General features: G+C 69.4%; 19 protein-coding genes. 13 read left to right on the top strand and 6 right to left on the bottom strand.

What is annotated here, in order from left to right; all coding sequences use genetic code 11:
• Positions 1–28 precede the first annotated feature (28 nt).
• Positions 29–445, top strand: coding sequence for a hypothetical protein (locus QTI33_RS01400; RefSeq protein WP_286503936.1), 417 nt, complete (start codon positions 29–31; stop codon positions 443–445).
• 19 nt (positions 446–464) lie between these two features.
• Positions 465–1262, top strand: a complete 798-nt coding sequence (locus QTI33_RS01405; protein ID WP_286503937.1) for an enoyl-CoA hydratase/isomerase family protein — start codon at positions 465–467, stop codon at positions 1260–1262.
• A 12-nt stretch (positions 1263–1274) separates the two neighbouring features.
• Here the strand turns inward: QTI33_RS01405 and QTI33_RS01410 are convergent, their stop codons facing one another.
• Both QTI33_RS01410 and QTI33_RS01415 read right to left on the bottom strand, forming a co-directional pair.
• Positions 1275–2372: a M14 family metallopeptidase gene (locus QTI33_RS01410; protein WP_286503938.1), complete on the bottom strand. Its 1098-nt coding sequence runs from the start codon at positions 2370–2372 to the stop codon at positions 1275–1277.
• 27 nt (positions 2373–2399) lie between these two features.
• On the bottom strand, positions 2400–3686 hold the full coding sequence (locus QTI33_RS01415; RefSeq protein WP_286503939.1) for an MFS transporter: 1287 nt from the start codon (positions 3684–3686) through the stop codon (positions 2400–2402).
• A gap of 125 nt (positions 3687–3811) precedes the next feature.
• On the opposite strand from QTI33_RS01415, the gene QTI33_RS01420 reads away from it, so the two are divergent.
• Positions 3812–4711 carry a LysR substrate-binding domain-containing protein gene (locus tag QTI33_RS01420; RefSeq protein WP_286503940.1) on the top strand — a complete coding sequence of 300 codons (900 nt, stop codon included), beginning with the start codon at positions 3812–3814 and terminating at the stop codon, positions 4709–4711.
• Here the strand turns inward: QTI33_RS01420 and QTI33_RS01425 are convergent.
• Positions 4702–5352, bottom strand: coding sequence for a glutathione S-transferase (locus tag QTI33_RS01425; protein ID WP_286503941.1), 651 nt, complete (start codon positions 5350–5352; stop codon positions 4702–4704). The two genes, QTI33_RS01420 and QTI33_RS01425, sit on opposite strands and share 10 nt — an antisense overlap.
• Positions 5353–5411: 59 nt before the next feature.
• Positions 5412–5738 carry a hypothetical protein gene (locus QTI33_RS01430; RefSeq protein WP_286503942.1) on the bottom strand — a complete coding sequence of 109 codons (327 nt, stop codon included), beginning with the start codon at positions 5736–5738 and terminating at the stop codon, positions 5412–5414.
• Between the two features lie 110 nt (positions 5739–5848).
• Here QTI33_RS01430 and QTI33_RS01435 point away from each other — a divergent pair, with 110 nt between their 5' ends.
• The 4 genes from QTI33_RS01435 to QTI33_RS01450 all read left to right on the top strand — a co-directional run bounded on the left by QTI33_RS01435 (position 5849) and on the right by QTI33_RS01450 (position 9686).
• A complete protein-coding gene (locus QTI33_RS01435; protein WP_286503943.1) occupies positions 5849–6511 on the top strand; it encodes an alpha/beta hydrolase in 663 nt (220 codons plus the stop codon).
• Between the two features lie 95 nt (positions 6512–6606).
• The gene (gene gshA, locus QTI33_RS01440; RefSeq protein ID WP_286503945.1) at positions 6607–8184 is read left to right on the top strand and encodes a glutamate--cysteine ligase; all 1578 of its coding nucleotides are present in this window, start codon (positions 6607–6609) and stop codon (positions 8182–8184) included.
• A 121-nt stretch (positions 8185–8305) separates the two neighbouring features.
• Positions 8306–8686, top strand: coding sequence for a response regulator (locus QTI33_RS01445; protein WP_286503946.1), 381 nt, complete (start codon positions 8306–8308; stop codon positions 8684–8686).
• Between the two features lie 82 nt (positions 8687–8768).
• On the top strand, positions 8769–9686 hold the full coding sequence (locus tag QTI33_RS01450) for an SDR family NAD(P)-dependent oxidoreductase (protein ID WP_286503947.1): 918 nt from the start codon (positions 8769–8771) through the stop codon (positions 9684–9686).
• Positions 9687–9707: 21 nt separating this feature from the next.
• Here the strand turns inward: QTI33_RS01450 and QTI33_RS01455 are convergent, their stop codons facing one another.
• Positions 9708–11837, bottom strand: coding sequence for a hypothetical protein (locus tag QTI33_RS01455; protein ID WP_286503948.1), 2130 nt, complete (start codon positions 11835–11837; stop codon positions 9708–9710).
• Positions 11838–11850: 13 nt separating this feature from the next.
• The gene (locus QTI33_RS01460; RefSeq protein WP_286503949.1) at positions 11851–12210 is read right to left on the bottom strand and encodes an HPF/RaiA family ribosome-associated protein; all 360 of its coding nucleotides are present in this window, start codon (positions 12208–12210) and stop codon (positions 11851–11853) included.
• A 155-nt stretch (positions 12211–12365) separates the two neighbouring features.
• Between QTI33_RS01460 and ylqF the strand changes: the two genes are divergently transcribed.
• The 6 genes from ylqF (at position 12366) to QTI33_RS01490 (ending at position 19484) form a co-directional block, all read left to right on the top strand.
• Positions 12366–13328, top strand: a complete 963-nt coding sequence (ylqF, locus tag QTI33_RS01465) for a ribosome biogenesis GTPase YlqF (protein ID WP_286503951.1) — start codon at positions 12366–12368, stop codon at positions 13326–13328.
• Positions 13329–13441: 113 nt separating this feature from the next.
• Complete coding sequence (locus QTI33_RS01470; protein WP_286503953.1) at positions 13442–14485, top strand: aldo/keto reductase; 1044 nt, start codon at positions 13442–13444, stop codon at positions 14483–14485.
• 131 nt (positions 14486–14616) lie between these two features.
• Positions 14617–15846 carry an ABC transporter substrate-binding protein gene (locus tag QTI33_RS01475; RefSeq protein WP_286503955.1) on the top strand — a complete coding sequence of 410 codons (1230 nt, stop codon included), beginning with the start codon at positions 14617–14619 and terminating at the stop codon, positions 15844–15846.
• Between the two features lie 78 nt (positions 15847–15924).
• Positions 15925–16800 (top strand): branched-chain amino acid ABC transporter permease, encoded by an 876-nt coding sequence (locus QTI33_RS01480; protein ID WP_286503956.1) that lies wholly within the window; start codon positions 15925–15927, stop codon positions 16798–16800.
• A 7-nt stretch (positions 16801–16807) separates the two neighbouring features.
• On the top strand, positions 16808–18751 hold the full coding sequence (locus QTI33_RS01485) for a branched-chain amino acid ABC transporter ATP-binding protein/permease (RefSeq protein WP_286503957.1): 1944 nt from the start codon (positions 16808–16810) through the stop codon (positions 18749–18751).
• Between the two features lie 10 nt (positions 18752–18761).
• Positions 18762–19484, top strand: a complete 723-nt coding sequence (locus tag QTI33_RS01490; RefSeq protein ID WP_286503958.1) for an ABC transporter ATP-binding protein — start codon at positions 18762–18764, stop codon at positions 19482–19484.
• Positions 19485–19507: the final 23 nt, after the last annotated feature.

Below are 19507 nucleotides of genomic sequence, written 5' to 3' on the forward strand. Positions count from 1 at the left end.
ATCCGAAGCCATCGCCAGACCGGAACCCATGGACCTTTCTCGTACCCGACTTCCCGTTTCCCTCCGGCGCATCGTCGCGCCGCTGCTGCTCGCCGCCGCTGCCTCGGGCGCGCCCGCGCAGCAGGACGCCGACCGCTTTCCCGCCGCGGCGATGAGTTTCCTGGGCGGCGAGCTGCCGGCCATGGAAGCCGCCATCACCGCGCGTGACCGCGACTATTTCGAGGACGCGATGGGCCGGATGCTCGACTTCTCCGACAGCTGGGGCTTCAAGACGCGCGACAACCCGGCGCTGGCGCGCTTCCCGATGTGCACCGACGCGGTGTCGGATTTCCTGGTGGTCGGCATGTGCCGCATCATGACCACCAACTCGGCCTGCGAACCCGGCATGGCGGCGAAGTTCAACAGCAACCTGCAGAAGTGCCGCGAGCTCGCGGCGACGCGCTGACGACCCGAGGGACTGCACCATGGACTACGGCCACTACCGCACCCTGTCGATCAGCCGCCGCGGCGCGGCCGGCGCCGTGCTCGACATCCAGATGCGCGCCGCCAACGGCAAGCTGCCGACGGCCGGGCCCGACGGCCACCGCGAGCTGGCCGAGATCTGGCGCGACGTGGCGGCCGACGACAGCGTGCGCTGCGCCGTGCTGCGCGGCGAGGGCATGGGCTTCTCGGGCGGCGGCGACCTGGCGATGGTCGAGCAGATGGCGCTCGACGACGCGGTCCGCACCCGGGTCTGGAAGGAAGCGCGCGACCTGGTCTACAACCTGATCAACTGCGACAAGCCGATCGTCAGCGCCATGCATGGGCCGGCGGTCGGTGCCGGGCTGGTGGCCGGGCTGCTGGCCGACATCTCGATCGCCAGCAAGACGGCGAAGATCGTCGACGGCCACACGCGGCTGGGCGTCGCGGCCGGCGACCATGCGGCGATCGTCTGGCCGCTGCTGTGCGGCATGGCCAAGGCCAAGTACCACCTGCTGTTGTGCGAGCCGGTGAGCGGCGAGGAGGCCGAGCGCATCGGCCTGGTCTCGCTGGCGGTGGATGATGCCGAGCTGCTGCCGCGTGCCTACGAAGTGGCCGACCGGCTGGCGGCCGGCAGCCAGAGCGCCATCCGCTTCACCAAGTACGCGCTCAACAACTGGCTGCGCCAGGCCGGGCCGACCTTCGACGCCTCCCTGGCGCTCGAGTTCATGGGCTTCGCCGGGCCCGACGTGCGCGAAGGCGTGGCCTCGCTGCGCGAGCGGCGGGCGCCGAAGTTCGCCTGACCGGGCGGCCGCTCAGGCGGCCTTCAGGCCCTGCAGCGTCTGCAGCAGCACCACGCGGGTCTGCCCCAGCACCATGCCCTTCCATTCGTCGTTGTCGCAGTAGAAGGCGTCGCGCAGGTCCTGGCGGATGGCGCGCTGCTGGTCCGCCGGCGCTTCCGGATGGCGGCGCAGCCAGGTGTCGGCGCGCAGCCGGTTCAGCACCTCCAGGTCGGGCAGGGTGCCGAACTCCAGGCCCATCAGCGAGGCCCGGGCCTGCGGGCACTCGTCGTACACCGTCGACACCACCGGACCCGAGACATCGGGCGACGCCGAATTGCCCTCGAAGGGCGCGAACACGTCGGCGCCCCACCAGGCGCGCGCGCGGGCCAGGTCGGCCGCCGCGTTGCGCCCGGGGTAGATCTTCTCGCCGTGGCCGTAGGGACCGAGGCCGGTGTGAATGTCTATCCAGGCGATGTCGGTGGCGTTCGCCGCGTACTTGCGCAGGATCGCACGGACCGTGCGGTTGCTCCACGACGGTCCGGTGCCGCCGTAGAACACGCCGTCGGGCGAGGCGTACTGGCCGGCCGTGACCGCGGTGCGGTAGGCGCGCAGCCCGTGCTGCGCGATGTAGGCGGCCATCGCGGCCTCGTCGGCGGCGCCCGGCGGCCAGCTGGCCGGCAGCACGAAAGGCTCGACCTCGGCGTAGGCCGCGTTGGCCGGCAGCGGCGCATCGAAGGGGATGTGGTTGCGGTTGAGGTCGATGTTGTCTTCGTTGGTCCGGTGCAGGTGCGAGAAGCCGTGCGGGTTCACCGCATGCACCAGCAGCAGCGCGACGCCCGCCTGCGCCAGCCGGGCCAGCAGGTCGGCATCGTGCAGCGTCGCCACCTGGCAGCCGGAGCCGCTGAAGCCCTCGGGGCCATGGGTGCCGGAGCTCACGATCAGCAGCCTGGCGGCGCCGGGCGCGCCGAGCAGCGCGACGTCGGTGGCCAGCGTCTCGCCGAGTGCGCCGCGATGGGCGTCGAGCACGAAGGATTCGACCGTGGCGCCGCTTTCGGCGGCGGCGTCGAGGAACTTGCGCCGGGCCTCGGCGTAGGTGCCCGAAAAATGGCGGGTGGCGGCGGAACTGTGCATCGTGGGTCCTTGGAGAAGCGTTCGGGTTCAGGCCGGCTGATGGGCCCCGGCCGCGTCGATGTCCTTGCCGGTGAAGTCCTTGAGCCACAGCAGGCCCAGCAGCGACACCAGCGTCATCGCGAGAAGGTACCAGGCCGGCGCCAGCCGGTTGCCGGTGACGCCGAGCAGCCAGGTGCTGATGAAGGGCGAGAAGCCGCCGAACAGCGCCACGCCGACGCTGTAGACCAGCGACATGCCGCTGGCGCGCACATGCTTGGGGAACATCTCGGGCAGCATCGTGATCCCCGGCACGGTCTGGATCACCAGCGTGACGCTCAGCAGGCCGACCACGGTGAACAGGACCGCGGGCGTCGGCGACTGGTTGAGCCAGAGAAAGCCCGGATAGATCATCAGCACCAGCGCGATCCGGCTCCAGGCGATCAGCGGCTTGCGCCCGACCCGGTCCGACCAGCGGCCGACGAATGGCGCCAGGCCGAACGACAGCAAGCCCGTCAGCGCGGCGCCGAACAGCGCCACCGTGGGCGGCAGGCCGAGTTCGCGCACTGCATAGGTCGGCATGTAGAAAGTCACGACGTAGGCCGCCGCCGTGCCGCCGACGATGCTCAGGATGGCCGCCAGCACGGTGCGGCCGTGCGCGGTGCAGACCTCCGACAGGCTGCTGCGCCGCAGCTTCGCCTGCGCCGCCGGCGCTTCCACGTCCAGCGATTCCTCGAGGTGCCGGCGGATGTACATGCCGACTGGCGCGATCAGCATGCCGAGCAGGAACGGCACCCGCCAGCCCCAGCTTTCGAGCGCCGCCGGCGCCAGGGTGGCCGAGAGCAGGCCGACCACCACGGCGCCGAGCAGGATGCCCAGGCCCTGGCTCGCGAACTGCCAGCTCGCCATGTAGCCGCGATCGGCCGGCGTGGCGTGCTCGACCAGCAGGGTGGTCGAGGCACCGACCTCGCCGCCGGCCGAGAAACCCTGGATCAGCCGCGCCAGCACGATCAGCAGCGGCGCCGCGACGCCGATCTGGGCATAGGTGGGTGCCAGCGCGATCATCGCGCAGCCCAGGGCCATCAGGAAGATGGTCAGGGTCATCGCCTTCTTGCGGCCGGCCCGGTCGGCATAGGCGCCGATCACGATGCCGCCGAGCGGCCGCATGATGAAACCGACGCCGAAGGTGGCGGCGGTCAGCAGCAGCTGGCCGTAGCCGGTGGAGGTGGGGAAGAAGAGCCTGCCGATCAGCAGCGCCATGAAGCCGTAGACCGTGAAGTCGAAGAACTCCAGCGCATTGCCGATGGTGGTGGCGACGATGGTCTTGCGCCGGGTCATCGGTCGGTTTAGAGCAGGAGCTTTCATCTGGACATGTTTCGTGAGGTTGCCGCGGCCGGATGCTAGGCAAAGCTGGTGCTTGTGAAAAGACAATAATTGTTCTTGATCGATAACTTTTGGTTTTCATGAAGCCCAACCAGCTGCTGGCTTTCGTCGCCGTGGTCGAACACCTGAGCATCCGCGGCGCGGCGCGGACCCTCGGCCTCTCGCAGCCCGCGGTCACCAAGATCGTGCGCGAGCTCGAGCGCGAGGTCGGCGCACCGCTGGTCGAGCGCAGCGTCAAGGGCGTGAGCCTCACGCCCTACGGCGAGGCCTTCGCTCCGCGCGCGCGGCTGCTGCTGGCCGACATGCGCCGGGCCCGCGACGAGATCGCGCAGATTCGCGACGGCGCCACCGGCAAGGTGGCGGTCGCGGTCAGCACGTCGGTGGCGCTCACGATCCTGCCGGCCGCCTTCAAGGCCTACCACGCGCGCCTGCCCGCGGTCGATGTCCACTTCAGCGAGGCGGTGCTGCCCTGGATGCTGGCGCGCCTGCGCGACGGCCAGATCGACCTGGCGGTGGCCCATGTGATTCCCGGCACCCTCGATGCCGCCTTCGAAGCCATCGACCTGTTTCCGGTTCAGCTGGCGGTGGGCGTGCGCGACGGCCATCCGCTCGGCGGCGCGACATCGTTGCGGGAGCTGCATTCGGCCGAATGGGTGCTGCCCGGCGACGGCGAACTGGGCCGCGAGGCGGTGGCGCCGCTCTTTTCCCCGATCGGCCTGACCGCGCCGGCGCGCGTGATCCTCGGCGACTCGGTCACGGTGGCGCTCGGGCTGGTGGGCCACATGGACCTGGTCGGCCTGTTCGTCGAGCCGCTGGTCGGGCTCGCCTTCAGGCACCACGGCATCCGGCGCGTCGCCATCCGCGAGCAGCTGCCGCCGCTGCACGTCTGCGTGGTGAAACTGCGCAGCCATCGGCTGACGCCGGCGGCACGGCACTTCGTCGAGTGCGTGCAACTGGCTGCGAGGGCGCCTCAGGCGTAGCGCGCCAGCATCGCGTCGGTGTTGGTCTTGCGGTCGGCGTTGACCGTGATCACGTGCGGCCGCTGGCCCATGCGCTTCAGGTAGTCGCGCGCGGCGGGCAGCCGCTCGGCCAGCAGGTCGCGCCCGTAGATCAGCCGGGTCGCATTGGCGACCAGCGGCAGGTGCGTGATCGCGGCGCAATCGGCCAAGGTGAACTGGTCGCCGGCGATGAAGGGCGTGTCGAAGCGCGCCAGCTGGCCGAAGGCCGGGATGTTCTTCTCGAGCTGCTGGCCGATCTTCTCCTTGAGGCCGTCGCTGACCTTGCCGCCGAAGAAGGCCTCGGGGTAGAGGTTGCGGGCCACCAGTTCGAGGTGGAGCTCGAGGTAGAGATTGAGCTCGCGCACCTTGGCGGCGGCATAGGGGTCGGCCGGCAGCAAGGGAACCGAACGGTAGGCGGCCTCGATGTACTCGTTGATCGCGGCCGACTCGCACAACATGCCCTGGTCGGTGCGCAGGTACGGCACCTTGCCGAGCGGCGAGGCCGTCAGGTCGGTCTCGCCGATCCAGGCCAGTTCTTCGTCGAAACGGACGTTCTTTTCGAGCAGCGCCAGCTTGACCTTGTTGTAGTAGTTGCTGGCGGCGAAGCCGATGAGTGTCAGCATGCATGTCTCCTTCGTGGGTTCGGCCGCCATTGTGCCGCTCGCGCCCTGGGCCGGCGCCGCTAGCGCAGCGAGCGCCCGAAGCGCCCGGCCGCCGCCGAGGCCTCGTCCTCCGAGCGGACCTCGGCCGCCAGCGGCCGTGCGCCAGCCACCACCGACACGGCGATGGCCTTCTTCGGGCAGATGCCGAGGCAGCTGCATTGCACCACCCGCAGCCGCAGCGGCAGCTTGTGCAGTTCCTTCTTGAAGATCTTGCGCACCTGCTGGGCCTTGAGCTTCGACGGGCCGTTGCTGCGCTTCTCGCATTCGCCGCAGACCAGGGCGACGCCACCGAATTTCGCCTCGACGAGCAGGTCGTCGGCGGCCGCGCGATCGTGGGAGGGGTTCACTGCTTTTCCTTGTTGGCGCGCGAATGCTAGGCCCGAACGGTGCCGGCAAGCGTCAGCCAAGTTGCCGTCCTGCCGGAACCCGGGCCGATTTCTGCGGTAACTTCGGTGCCATGTCACATCCGCCCATCGAAATCGAAACCGGCCCGAACCCCACGGCCACCGTCCTCCTCATGCACGGCCTCGGCGCCGACGGCAACGACTTCGTGCCGATCGCCAACGAACTGGACCTGTCATCGGTCGGCCCGGTGCGGTTCGTGTTCCCGAACGCGCCCGTGATCCCGGTCACCGTCAACGGAGGCTACCGCATGCCGGCCTGGTACGACATCCTGGGCGCCGACCTCGCCAAGCGCGAGGACGAGGCCGGCCTGCGCCGCTCGCAAGAGACCCTCGAGGCGCTGATCGCCAATGAAAAGGCCCGCGGCATCCCGGCCTCCCGGACCGTGATCGCCGGCTTCTCCCAGGGCTGCGCGATGGCCTTCATGACCGGCCTGCGCCACCCGGAGCGGCTGGCCGGCATCGTCGGCCTGTCCGGCTACCTGCCGCTGGCCGACCTGACGGCCGCCGAGCGCCACCCGGCCAACCAGCAGACGCCGATCTTCCAGGCCCACGGCCAGCGCGACGGCGTGGTGGTGATCGCCCGCGCGATCCAGGGCCGCGACACCCTGAAGGCGCTGGGCTACGGGCTCGAATGGCACGAGTACCCCATGGAGCACTCGGTCTGCATGGAGGAGATCGCCGACCTGAACCGTTTCCTCGTCCGGGTGCTGGGCTGAAAACAGGGCGCCGGCGGCGGATTTCAGTCCGCCTGCGCGCCTTTTCCGGTCATGCTACCTTCCGTCCCCACGAAAGAACGATGGGTGATAACTATATGAGTAACTTCAAGGAGCGCCTGGACGCGCTCTCGCCTGCGCGGCTCCGGGGGGTGCGGCGCGGGATCGAGAAGGAAAGCCTGCGGGCGCAACCCGATGGCAAGCTGGCCCTGACACCGCATCCGGCGGCGCTGGGCTCGGCGCTCACGCACCCCCACATCACGACCGATTTCAGCGAATCGCAGCTGGAGCTGATCACCGGCGCCCATGCGGACGTCGATACGGCGCTGGACGAACTGGTGCGCGTGCACCAGTTCACCTACCGCGTGCTCGACGAAGCCGGCGACGAGCGGCTGTGGGTCTCGAGCATGCCCTGCGGCCTGCCGACCGACGAAACCATCCCGATCGGGCGCTACGGATCGTCCAACGTGGGCCGCGCCAAGAGCGTCTACCGCATGGGCCTGAGCCACCGCTACGGGCGGCGCATGCAGACCATCTCGGGCATCCACTACAACTGGTCGCTGCCGGATGTGTCGAGCGAGCAGTACTTCGCGCTGATCCGCAACTTCCGCCGCCACGCGTTCCTGCTGCTCTATCTGTTCGGCGCCTCGCCGGCGCTGTGTTCGAGTTTCGTCGACGGCCGGCCGCACGAGTTGCAGCCGCTGGGCGAGGGCAGCATGCACATGCCGCACGGCACCTCGCTGCGGATGGGCCGGCTGGGCTACCAGAGCGACGCGCAGGCCTCGCTGGCAGTGAGCTACAACAGCCTGGACGGCTACGGTGCGTCCCTGCAGGATGCGCTGACCCGGCCCTGGCCGGCCTACGAAGCGATCGGCATCCGCAACCTGGGCGGCGACTACAACCAGCTCGCCACCAGCCTGCTGCAGATCGAGAACGAGTTCTACGGCACGATCCGCCCCAAGCGCGTGATCTACCCGGGCGAGCGGCCGCTGCACGCGCTGCGCGAGCGCGGCGTCGAGTATGTGGAGGTCCGCCTGATGGACCTCGACCCCTTCGAGCCGGTCGGCATCAACGCCCAGACCATGCGCTTCCTCGATGTCTTCCTGCTGCACTGCCTGCTGTCCGACAGTCCGCCCGACACCCGCGAGGAGATCGCCGACCTGGCCCACAACCAGCACCTGACCGCCGCGCGCGGGCGCGAGCCCGGCCTGCGGCTGCGGCGCGGTGGCCGCGAGGCCAGCCTCACCGAGTGGGGCGCCGAACTGCTGGAGCAGTTCGGCCCGATCGCCGCCGCGCTCGACGCCGCCCACGGCGGCAGCCAGCATGCCGAGGCGGTGCGGGCGGCCGGGCAGGCGCTGGGCGACCCGGCCGTGCTGCCGTCGGCGCGCGTGCTCGAGGCCATGAAGGCCCACGGCGACTCCTTCGTCGGCTTCCTGCGCGCCCGCTCCGAGGCCACCCGCGAGGCGCTGCTCGCGCTGCCGTTCGCCGAGGCGCAGCGCAGCGCCTTCGAGCGCATGACGCAGACCTCGATCGAGGCCCAGAAGCGGATCGAGGCCAGCGACAGCATGCCGTTCGAGATCTACCGCGAGCAGTACGTGTCGCCCGCGCGGCTGGGCTTCAAGAACCACTGGGCCGAGACGCCGGCCGAACCGGTGAGCCAGCGCGCCGCCCTGTGAGCGGCGCATGGGGGTAGGCGGCTGCCTACCCGCATTGGCCGCCATGGCCCACCCGCGGGAGCGCGGCGCCGGGGATGATGGCAACAGAGACACACACACCGTTCTTTGTTGACATCCCACCATGACTTTCAAGACCTACCTGGTCGAAGACAACCCCGTCATCCGCGAGAACCTGGTCGGCTTTCTCGAAGAGATCGTCGATGCCACCGTCGTCGCCCACGCCAGCGGTGAGGACGAGGCCGTGGCCTGGCTGCGCCAGCACGGCGAAAGCTGGGACGTGGCGATCGTCGATCTCTTCCTCGACCAGGGCAACGGGCTCGGCGTGGTCGACGCCTGCCGCCAGCGTTCCGCCCACCAGAAGGTGCTGGTGGTCAGCAACTACGCCACCCCCGACGTGCGCGCCCGCTCGAAGGCGCTGGGTGCCGATGCCTTCTTCGACAAGTCGGCGGAAATCGACCTGCTGCTCGACTACTGCGAGCGCCTGAGTCGCCGAAACGACTGATCCGCCCGCCCGGGCCGCCGGACGGCCAGCTTTCTGGGGTAAAACGCGTCGCGTCAACGACTCCTACGAAAGCACTGAAAGCATGAGCAGCATCGATTTCAAGGGCCGCGTCGCCATCGTCACCGGCGCCGGCGGCGGCCTCGGCCGCCAGCATGCCCTGGCCTTGGCGGCACGCGGCGCCAAGGTGGTGGTCAACGACCTCGGCGGTGCCCGCGACGGCTCCGGCGGCTCGGTCAGCGCCGCCCAGGCGGTGGTCGACGAGATCGTCGCCGCCGGCGGCGAGGCGATCGCCAACGGCGCCTCGGTGACCGACTTCGAGGCCGTGCAGGCGATGGTCGCCCAGGCGGTCGCCGCCTGGGGCCGGGTCGACATCCTGGTCAACAACGCCGGCATCCTGCGCGACAAGAGCTTCGCCAAGATGGACCTGGCCGACTTCCGCCTGGTCGTCGACGTCCATCTCATGGGCGCGGTGAATTGCACCAAGGCGGTCTGGGCGCTCATGAACGAGCAGAAGTACGGCCGCATCGTGATGACCACCTCGTCCTCGGGCCTGTACGGCAACTTCGGCCAGAGCAACTACGGCGCCGCCAAGCTGGCGCTGGTGGGCCTGATGCAGACACTGTCGATCGAGGGCGCGAAGAACGACATCCGGGTCAACTGCCTGGCGCCGACCGCCGCCACCCGGATGACCGAGGACCTGATGCCCGAGGCCGTGCTGGAGGCCCTGAAGCCCGAGGCCGTGGTGCCCGCAATGCTGGTGCTGGCGGGCCAGGAGGCACCGAACCGCACCATCCTGTGCGCCGGCGCAGGCAGCTTCGAGGCGGCCCACATCACCTTGACCAACGGCGCCTGGATCGGCCTCGGCGACGATGCGCCGGAGCGGCTGGCCGCGCGGCTGGCCGAGGTGACCGAGCGCAGTGGCGAGATCGTCCCGCAGAGCGGCGCCGCGCAGGGCAGCAACGAGGTCGGCAAGGCGATGGCGAACGCCGGCCGGCCCTGAGGCCGGACCCGCGGCCCGCCGTCAGCTGAGCCTGAGCCAGCCGGACTCCCAGGCCAGCAGGGTGATGGCCGCCATCAGCGCGAGCGCCGCCAGCGCGGTCGCGACGCCACGCCGGTCGGCGTAGGGGTCGCGACCGAAGCGAAGGGCATGACGCGGCACCTGCGCCGTCTTCGACAGCGAGGCGCCGAGCCGCACGTTGACCTTCATGCGGCCGTTGATCGCCCAGCCGCTGGCGTCGAGGATCGGTCCCAGGCTGCGCTGGCGCAGCTTGAGCCAGGCGATCAGCATGCTGGGTCCCGAGATCGCGCAGACCATGCCGAGGATCGCGATCGGAATCCACTGCCCGAGGTCGATGAACTTGCTGAACAGCGCCACCAGCACCGCGCTGATGCTGCCCATCGCCACTCCGATCGCGGCCACGGTGCCGACGTCGATCCGGCTGCCCGCGGCCAGGCGCGCCGTCGCGGGCGCGGCCGCGCCCGGCACGGCGGCCTTGTCGGCGTTGGCCAGCGTGCTGGCCAGGGTGCCCAGCGTGCCCTGGGCCCCGGCCTCGCTGGCGGCCGCGCGCTTGGCGACCTGTTCCTCGATCAGGCGAACGAATTTCTTGTAGGGCGAGAAGAAGGCCTGCGCGACGCTGGTCGGGTTCTCGATCAGGCGCGTGATGGTGGCGTCCCAGTCACGCCCCTGGCGGTCGTAGAAGAGGCCGTTGCGGCCGACGAACAGGAAGTCGACGTCGCCCGCGGTGAAGGCCGCCACGATGCCCATGGTCCGCCCCTCGCGGCGGCACTCGCAGTAGGCCAGGCAGGTCTTGGCCAGGCCGGCCAGCACGGCGTGCTGCCTGGCGTCCGCCACCTGCACCGTGAGCTCGCAGCTGCGGCCGTCGAGGTAGAGCGTGCCGGCCTGGAAGATCGCCCCCTCGCGCCGGTAGAAGGCCTTGAACGACACGAAGTTGTCCAGCAGCCGCACCAGGTCGCGCTGGAAGCGCAGCAGGCGCTCGAGGTCGACCAGCCGGGCGTTGTGCTGCTCGACGCTCTCGTCCTCGTCGACCAGGGCCATCAGCGCGGCACGGCTGGCGAGCAGCGCCTCGATGCCGGCGCCGTCTTCGGCGGCCAGGGCGTTGGCGGGCTTGCGCGCCAGCCAGTTGCGGCAGGGCGCCAGGCGTTGCTGCAGGGCGACCCACTGGGCTTCGTCCAGGGCATCGGGCGCTGCGCCCAGCAGCGGTGCCAGGGCCTTGCGGCGCAGCTGCTCGAGCGCCGCGGCCCAGGCCGGATTCGCGCCTTCGCGCAGCGGCAGGCTGCGCCCGGGGCGGATCGCTGCCAGGGGCAGCGCCGCCAGGCCGTCGGCCTGCAGGCTCAGGGCCTGCGCCGCCAGCGCCTCGTAGGTCTCGCTGGAGGCGTTGAGCGCGGCCACGGCCTGGATGTCGTAGGCGGCCACGCGGCAGCGGGCGAAGAAGTCGTCGACCTTCTCGCGCACCGCGTCGACGGCCTCGGCCGCCTCGAGCATGCCGCCGCCCAGGCAGGCCGATGCATCGTCGCCGGCCTGCCAGGCGCGCATCGCCTCGGCGTCGGCGAAGAAGGCCTCGGCGCGCTGGCGGTCGATGCCGTCGCGGCCGTTGCGGTCCTTCAGGCTGCCGTGGGTCTGCATGATGCGCAGCAGGGTCCGCTGCACCGCGGCGTCGTCCTTCGCGGTCTCGGGCGTGACCACGCCGTCGCCGTTGAAGCGCATGGCGGCCAGGTGCTCGCTGCGCTCGGTCACCTCCTGCAAGGAAATCCGGCTGGCGCCTTCCCGTCCTGCCAGCGCCAGCACTCGGCGGGCTTCGTCGACCAGCTGGATCGATGCCGCCGGGTCGTCGGCCAGCGCCTCCAGCGCCAGCGTGTCGCCGCCCGCGAGCAGCAGGTCGGGATCGCGCAACTGGGCGCATGCCCATTCGCAGGCGGCGATCAGTTCGGGCGGGCGGATGCGGCCGTCGTGGTCCGTGTCGACCAGGTCGAGGGTGCGGGCATCGAACTCGATGCCGCGCGTGGGGCAGGCCAGCGCGACCCAGAGCTTCTGGTCGAGTTCGCCGATGTGCGCGATGTCGGCACCGCTGCGGATCACCACCTGGTCGACCCCGCCGGCGCTGAAGAATTGCCAGTGATGCGGCTCGGGCATGCGCGCGCCGCCCTTATTCGACCACCGCGTCGCCGTCCTTGCGGATCGAGTCGCGGTGGCGGTGGCCATAGAGGCGGCCCAGGGTGCTGTCGAGCGCGCGCTTGAGCTTCTCGGCGGCGCCGCGGAAGGCCTCGTCGAGGCCACCCGCATGGTGGCTCACGGCCAGCGGCTGGTGGCCGGCGAGGCGGGCTTCCATCGCGCAGCGCTTGTCGGCGCCGCCGCTGGCGGTGTGGTTCTCGTCGCTCAGGTGGATCTCGACGCGCGTGACCTCGGCCGCGAAGCGGGCCAGGGTCTGACGCATCTCGGTGTCGGCCCAGCGCTCCAGGGCCTCCTTGTTCTCGATGCCGTTGCTGGTGTTGATCTGGATCTGCATGGTGAGCGGTCCTTTTCTCGCAAAACCCTACTGTGCCCCGATCGGGGCGGGCGATACGTAAGCATTTGGGCAACGTGGTCGAGGTCGGAATGACCACACGCGCGGCGCGGCGACAATGGCGGGCCGCATCTCGCAGACAGAGAAAGAAACCCCCGATGGCCATCCAGTGGTTCCCCGGTCACATGCACCTGACCCAGAAGGCCATCGCCGAACGGATCAAGGACATCGACGTCGTCATCGAGCTGCTCGACGCCCGCCTGCCCGGATCGAGCGCCAACCCGATGCTGGCCGAGCTCACCGGCCACAAGCCGGGGCTCAAGGTGCTCAACAAGCAGGACCTGGCCGACCCGGCCGGCACCGCGCTCTGGCTGGCCCACTACAACGCGCTGCCCGAGACGCGCGCGATCGGCCTCGACGCCAGCCAGACCACGCCGGCGCGCCAGCTGATCGATGCCTGCCATGCGCTGTCGCCGGCCCGCGGCGGCATGGCCAAGCCGATGCGGGTGCTGATCTGCGGCATTCCCAATGTCGGCAAGTCGACGCTCATCAACACCCTCACCGGCAGCCGCAAGGCCAAGACCGGCGACGAGGCCGGCATCACCAAGCTGGAGCAGCGCATCACGCTGGCCGACGACTTCTACCTGTGGGACACGCCGGGCATGCTGTGGCCGCGCATCATCGTCGCCAAGAGCGGCTACAACCTGGCGGCCAGCGGCGCCGTCGGGCGCAATGCCTTCGACGAGGAAGAGGTGGCGCTGGAACTGCTCGACTACCTCAAGGGGCACTACGCCGGCCTGGTCGAGGCGCGCTTCAAGATCGATCCGATCGGCGCGCTGAGCGACGAAGAGGTGCTCGAGGCGATCGGCCGCAAGCGCGGCGCGCTGCTCGGCAAGGGCCGCGTCAACCTGCAGAAGGCGGCCGAGATCGTGATGAGCGAATTCCGCAGCGGCAACATCGGCCGCATCACGCTGGAGACGCCCGCGGAGTTCGCCGAGTGGCTGGCGGCAGGACAGCTGCTCGATGCCGAACGCGCCGCGAAGAAGGCGGCCCGGGGGCGCAAGAAGGGGTCGGGGCGGCGCGAGGATCCGCTGCCGGATCCGGCGGACGACGCGGCCTGAGCAGCGCTGCGCTCAGGGGAGCGAGCACGAGGGCGGCGTCGCTTCGCGCGGCCGCCTGCACGATCGGCGGGACCCGCCTATGCTCGGCCGCTTCGACACAAGGAGTGTTTTCGATGCGCAACCATCCCCTGGGCCGCACCGGCCTATTCGTCTCCGAGCTCTGCCTCGGCACCATGACCTTCGGCGGCAGCGACGGCATCTGGAGCCAGATCGGCGACCTGCAGCAGGCCGACGCCGAGCGCCTGGTCGGCCAGGCGCTCGACGCCGGCATCAACTTCATCGACACCGCCGACGTCTATTCGGGCGGGCTGTCGGAACAGATCACCGGCCAGGCCCTCAAGAACCTCCAGGTGCCGCGCGACAGCGTCGTGGTCGCCACCAAGGTGTTCGGCGAGACCGGTCCCGGGCCGAACGCCCGCGGCGCCTCGCGCAGCCACATCATGGACGGCCTCAAGGCCAGCCTGAAGCGGCTGCAGCTCGACCATGTCGACCTCTACCAGATTCATGGCTTCGACCCCGCCACGCCGATCGAGGAGACCGTGCGGGCGCTCGACCAGCTGGTGCGCCAGGGCCATGTGCGCTACGTGGGCGTCTCCAACTGGGCCGCCTGGCAGATCGTCAAGGCGCTGGGCATCGCCGAGCGCTGGGGGCTGGCGCGCTTCGAATCGCTGCAGGCCTACTACACCGTGGCCGGCCGCGACCTGGAACGCGAACTGGTGCCGATGCTGAAGAGCGAAGGCGTGGGCCTGATGGTCTGGAGCCCGCTGGCCGGCGGCCTGCTGAGCGGGAAGTACGGGCGCGAGCAGCAGGCCGAGCAGGGCAGCCGGCGCGTGAGCTTCGACTTTCCGCCGGTCGACAAGGACCGGGCCTGGGACTGCGTCGATGCGATGCGCCCGATCGCTGCGGCGCACGGCGTCTCGGTGGCCCAGGTGGCGCTGGCCTGGCTGCTGCACCAGCCCCAGGTCACCAGCGTGATCGTCGGCGCCCGCCGCGCCGAACAGCTGGCCGACAACCTGGCGGCGACCCAGGTGGCGCTGAGCGCGGCCGAGCTGGCGCAGCTCGACCAGGTCAGCCGGCTGCCGGCCGAGTACCCCGGCTGGATGTTCGCGCGGCAGGGCGAGAACCGCCGCAAGCAGCTGGCCGGCGCGCCGGGTTGAGGCGCCGTCCGGCAGGTCCGGAGAAGGATATTTCCTATAGCGGTTTTAGGGTTGTCACTCTCTCCGGAAAACGTCTGTAACGGTATGTTCTGCAGACTACTTTTTCTCGACCCCTATTGGAGACATTCCCGATGCTGTTTCGATTCAAGCTTCTTGCCGTGGCAGGCGCCGTGGCCTTCAGCGCTGGCGCGTTCGCAGCCGACCCGATCAAGATCGGCGTCGACGGTCCGTTCACCGGCGGCTCGTCTTCGATGGGCGTCAGCATGCGCGACGGCGTGCGCCTCGCCACCGAGGAAATCAACAAGAGCGGCGGCGTCCTGGGCCGCCAGATCCAGCTGGTCGAACGCGACGACGAGGCCAAGAACGAGCGCGGCGTGCAGATCGCGCAGGAGTTCATCAACAAGGAAAAGGTCGTGGCCGTGGTCGGCTACATCAACACCGGCGTGGCCCTGGCGTCGCAGCGCTTCTTCCAGGAAGCCAAGATCCCGGTGCTGAACAACGTCGCGACCGGCTCGATCATCACGCACCAGTTCGACAAGGAGCCCGAGAACTACGTGTTCCGCAACGCGGCCCATGACAGCATCCAGGCGCCGATGATCGTCGAGGAAGCGGTCACCCGCCGCGGCTTCAAGAAGGTGGCGATCCTGGCCGACTCGACCAACTACGGCCAGCTGGGCCGCGAAGACCTCGAGAAGGCGCTCAAGGCCAAGGGCATCACGCCGGTGGCGGTCGAGAAGTTCAACATCAAGGACGTCGACATGACGGCCCAGCTGCTGAAGGCCAAGGAAGCCGGCGCCGAGGCGGTGCTGACCTACGGCATCGGCCCCGAGCTGGCGCAGATCGCCAACGGCATGACCAAGCTGGGCTGGAAGGTCCCGATGGTCGGCAGCTGGACCCTGTCGATGGCCAACTTCATCGACAACGCGGGCCCGGGCGGCGACGGCGCGCGCATGCCGCAGACCTTCATCCAGGAGCCCACCACGCCCAAGCGCAAGGCCTTCATCGCCAGCTACCTGGGCACCTTCAAGCCGAAGAACAACCGCATCGATTCGCCGGTCTCGGCGGCCCAGGGCTACGACTCCATCTACCTGCTGGCCGCCGCCATCAAGCAGGCCAACAGCACCGAGGGGCCGAAGATCCTGGCCGCGCTGGAAGACCTGAAGGCGCCGGTCGAGGGCGTGGTCACCACCTACACCAAGCCCTTCGCCAAGGGCGACCACGACGCCATCACCGCCAACATTCCGGTGTTCGGCGAGGTCAAGGGCGGCCGCGTGAACTACGCCAACGCCGACGACATGAAGAAGGCGGCCACGGTGCAGCTGAAGAACAACGCAGCCAACGACGCCCTGCTGAAGCCCTGATCCGCGCCTGCCTGACGGCGCCGCCCCGGATCGCTCCGCGGCGGCGCCTTTTCATGCCAACGCCTCCCGAAAGCCGTCATGCAAATCCTGACCCAACTCATCTTCAGCGGCATCGCGCTGGGCATGATCTACGCCGTCATCGCCTTCGGCTACCAGCTCACCTTCGCCACCTCGGACACCCTCAACTTCGGCCAGGGCGACGCGCTGATGCTCGGCGCCCTGGTGGGGCTCACGCTGGTCACGCTGGGCGTCAACTACTGGCTCATGATCCCGCTGGTGTGCCTGTTCGGCGCCGTGCAGGGGGCCGTGGTCGAGCGCATCGGCGTGCGGCCGGCGATCAAGATCAAGTCGGAATTCGGCTGGATCATGTCGACCATCGCGCTCGGCATCATCTTCAAGAACGTGGCCGAGAACGTCTGGGGCCGCGACGACCTCAAGTTCCCGTCGCCGCTGCCCGAGGCGCCGATCAAGTTCCTCAACGCCAACGTGCTGCCGATGGAGATCCTGGTGGTGGTGGGCGCCATCCTCATGATGCTGGCGGTCGAGCTGTTCAACCGCCGCTCGATCTACGGCAAGGCGGTGGTCGCGACCTTCAACGACCGCGATGCGGCCAAGCTGATGGGCATCAACACCGGCCTGGTCATCACCTTCTCGTATGCGCTGTCGTCGCTGACCGCGGCCTTCGCGGGCGTGCTGATCGCGCCGCTGACCCTGACCGGCGCCACCATGGGCGCGGTGCTGGGCCTGAAGGCCTTCGCGGTGGCGATCATCGGCGGGCTGACCAGCGGCATGGGCATCATCCTCGGCGGCATCATCCTGGGCATCGCCGAGACCACCACCGGCTTCTACCTGAGCACCGGCTACAAGGACGTGCCGGGCCTGGTGCTGCTGCTGATCGTGCTGGCGGTGCGCCCGGCCGGCCTGTTCGGCAAGACCGCGATCAAGAAGGTCTGACGCCCACATGAATACCAAAATCGGACGCTTTCTCCTCGCCCTCGTCGGTTTCGCGGCGCTGCTGCTGTTCCCGATCGGCATCGACAACCCGTACTACATCCACCTGCTCGAGACCATCATGATCTACGCGATCCTGCTGTTCGGGCTGGACATCGTGGTCGGCTACACCGGCCAGGTCTCGCTCGGCCATGCGGGCCTGTTCGGGCTCGGCGCCTACACCGCGGGCGTGCTGGTCTACAAGCTGGGCGCGCCGCTGATGGTGGCGCTGATCGCCTCGATCGGCGTCACGGCGCTGTTCGGCGCGCTGCTGGCCTTGCCGGCGCTGCGCGTCACGGGGCCGTACCTCGCGATGGTCACGCTGGCCTTCGGCACCATCATCCAGATCCTCATCAACGAGATGAGCTTCATCACCGAAGGGCCGATGGGCATCAAGCTCACCAAGCCGCCGCTGTTCGGCCACAAGCTCGACGAGCGCGAGTTCTACTGGCTGGTGGTCGTGATGCTGGTGCTGTCGCTGGTGGTGGTGCACCGCATCCTGCGCTCGCATCTCGGGCGCGCCTTCGAGGCGCTGCGCGGCAGCCCGGTGGCGTCGGACTGCATGGGCGTGTCGGTGTACCGCTACAAGGTCTATGCCTTCGTGATCAGCGCCGGCTTCGCCGGACTGGCCGGCAGCCTGTATGCCTATTCGGAGCAGTACATCTCGCCGAACACCTACAACTTCGAACTCACCGTGCTGTTCCTGCTGGCCGTCATCATGGGCGGGCGCAAGAGCCGCATCGGCGCCATGCTGGGCGCGACCATCATCGTGCTGCTGCCCAAGCTGCTCGACGACGTGGAGCTGTTCCGCTACGTGTCGGTGGCGCTGGCGGTGCTGGTCATGGTGGTGGCGGTGGTGGGCGTGCAGATGAAGCGCGTCACGCCGAAGCAGATGGCCATCCCGGTGGTCGGCAGTATCGCGCTCGCCGGGCTGGCGTTCTGGCTCCAGACCATGACCGACTGGCGGCTCTCGATCTTCGGCGTGATCATGCTGTTCGTCGTCTACTACCTGCAGGACGGCATCGTGGGCTTCGTGCGCAACGCGCTGAACCTGCGCCGGCCCAAGGCCCGGCTCGAGGTCGAGGGCGCCGGCATCGCCCCGTCCGATGCCGTGTCGACCGCCGCCATGGCCGGCGGCCAGCCCGAGGTGCTGCAGGCGGCGGGCGTGCTGATGCAGTTCGGCGGCTTGAAGGCGCTCAACAACGTCGACCTCGTGGTCAAGCGCGGCACCATCCACGGGCTGATCGGTCCGAACGGCTCCGGCAAGAGCACGATGATGAACGTGCTGACCGGCATCTACGTGCCGACCGCCGGTGCGATCAGCTTCGGCGGCCGTTCGCTGGTCGGGCGCACCTCGGCCGACATCGCGCTGTCGGGCATCGCGCGCACCTTCCAGAACGTGCAGTTGTTCGGCGAGATGACGGCGCAGCAGAACGTGCAGGTCGGCCTGCACCACACCTTCCGCAGCAACCTGTTCGATGTCGCGGTCCACACGCCGCGCTACAAGCGCGAGAGCGCAGCGGCGGCCAACCGGGCGCTGGGCCTGCTGAAGTTCGTCGGCCTCGAGGCCTTCGCGGCCGAGGAGGCGCGCAACCTGCCGTACGGCAAGCAGCGGCTGCTCGAGATCGCCCGCGCGCTGGCGCTCGACCCGCAGCTGCTGCTGCTCGACGAACCGGCGGCCGGCCTGACGGCGCCGGACATCAAGGAGCTGATCGCCATCATCCGCAAGATCCGCGAGCACGGCGTGACCGTGATCCTGATCGAGCACCACATGGACGTCGTGATGAGCATGTGCGACACGGTCTCGGTGCTCGACTTCGGCCAGAAGATCGCCGAAGGCGAGCCGGCCGCGGTGCAGGCCGACGCCAAGGTGATCGAAGCCTATCTGGGCGGCCAAGAAGCCGAGCCTGCCTGAGGACATCACGATGCTGACCATCCAGAATCTATCGGCCGGCTACGGCAAGGTGCAGGTGCTGCACGGCGTCTCGATCGAGGTGCCCAAGGGCAAGGTCGTGACCCTGATCGGCTCCAACGGCGCCGGCAAGACCACGACGATGCGCGCCGTGTCCGGCATGATCCAGCCGACCGCCGGCGAGATCACGCTCAACGGCAAGCGCATCGATGGCCTCGAGTCGTACCACATCGCCAAGCTCGGGCTCGCGCATTCGCCCGAAGGCCGGCGCGTGTTCGCCACCATGACCGTGACCGACAACCTCACGCTGGGCGCGTTCCCCCGGCTCACGGGCAGCCGGCCGCGCGGCGACGTCGCGGGCGACCTCGAGCGTGCGCTCGACCTGTTCCCGCGGCTCAAGGAGCGGCGCACCCAGCTGGCCGGCACCTTGTCGGGCGGCGAGCAGCAGATGCTCGCGATGGCCCGTGCGGTCATGCTGAACCCCGAGGTGGTGCTGCTCGACGAACCCTCGATGGGCCTGGCGCCGATCCTGGTGGCCGAGGTGTTCCGCATCATCGAGCGGCTCAAGCAGGAGGGCGTGACCATGCTGCTGGTCGAGCAGTTCGCGGCCGCCGCGCTCGGCGTGGCCGACTACGGCTACGTGCTCGAGAACGGCCGCATCTCGCTGCACGGGCCGGCCGAGAAGCTGCGCAACGATCCGGGCGTGAAGGCGGCGTACCTGGGCAGCGGGCACTAGGTTTCCCGCGGTGGCGGCGGCAG

It is taken from the genome of Variovorax davisae (assembly GCF_030316845.1).
In the GTDB taxonomy this organism is placed as follows: Bacteria; Pseudomonadota; Gammaproteobacteria; order Burkholderiales; family Burkholderiaceae_C; genus Variovorax; species Variovorax davisae.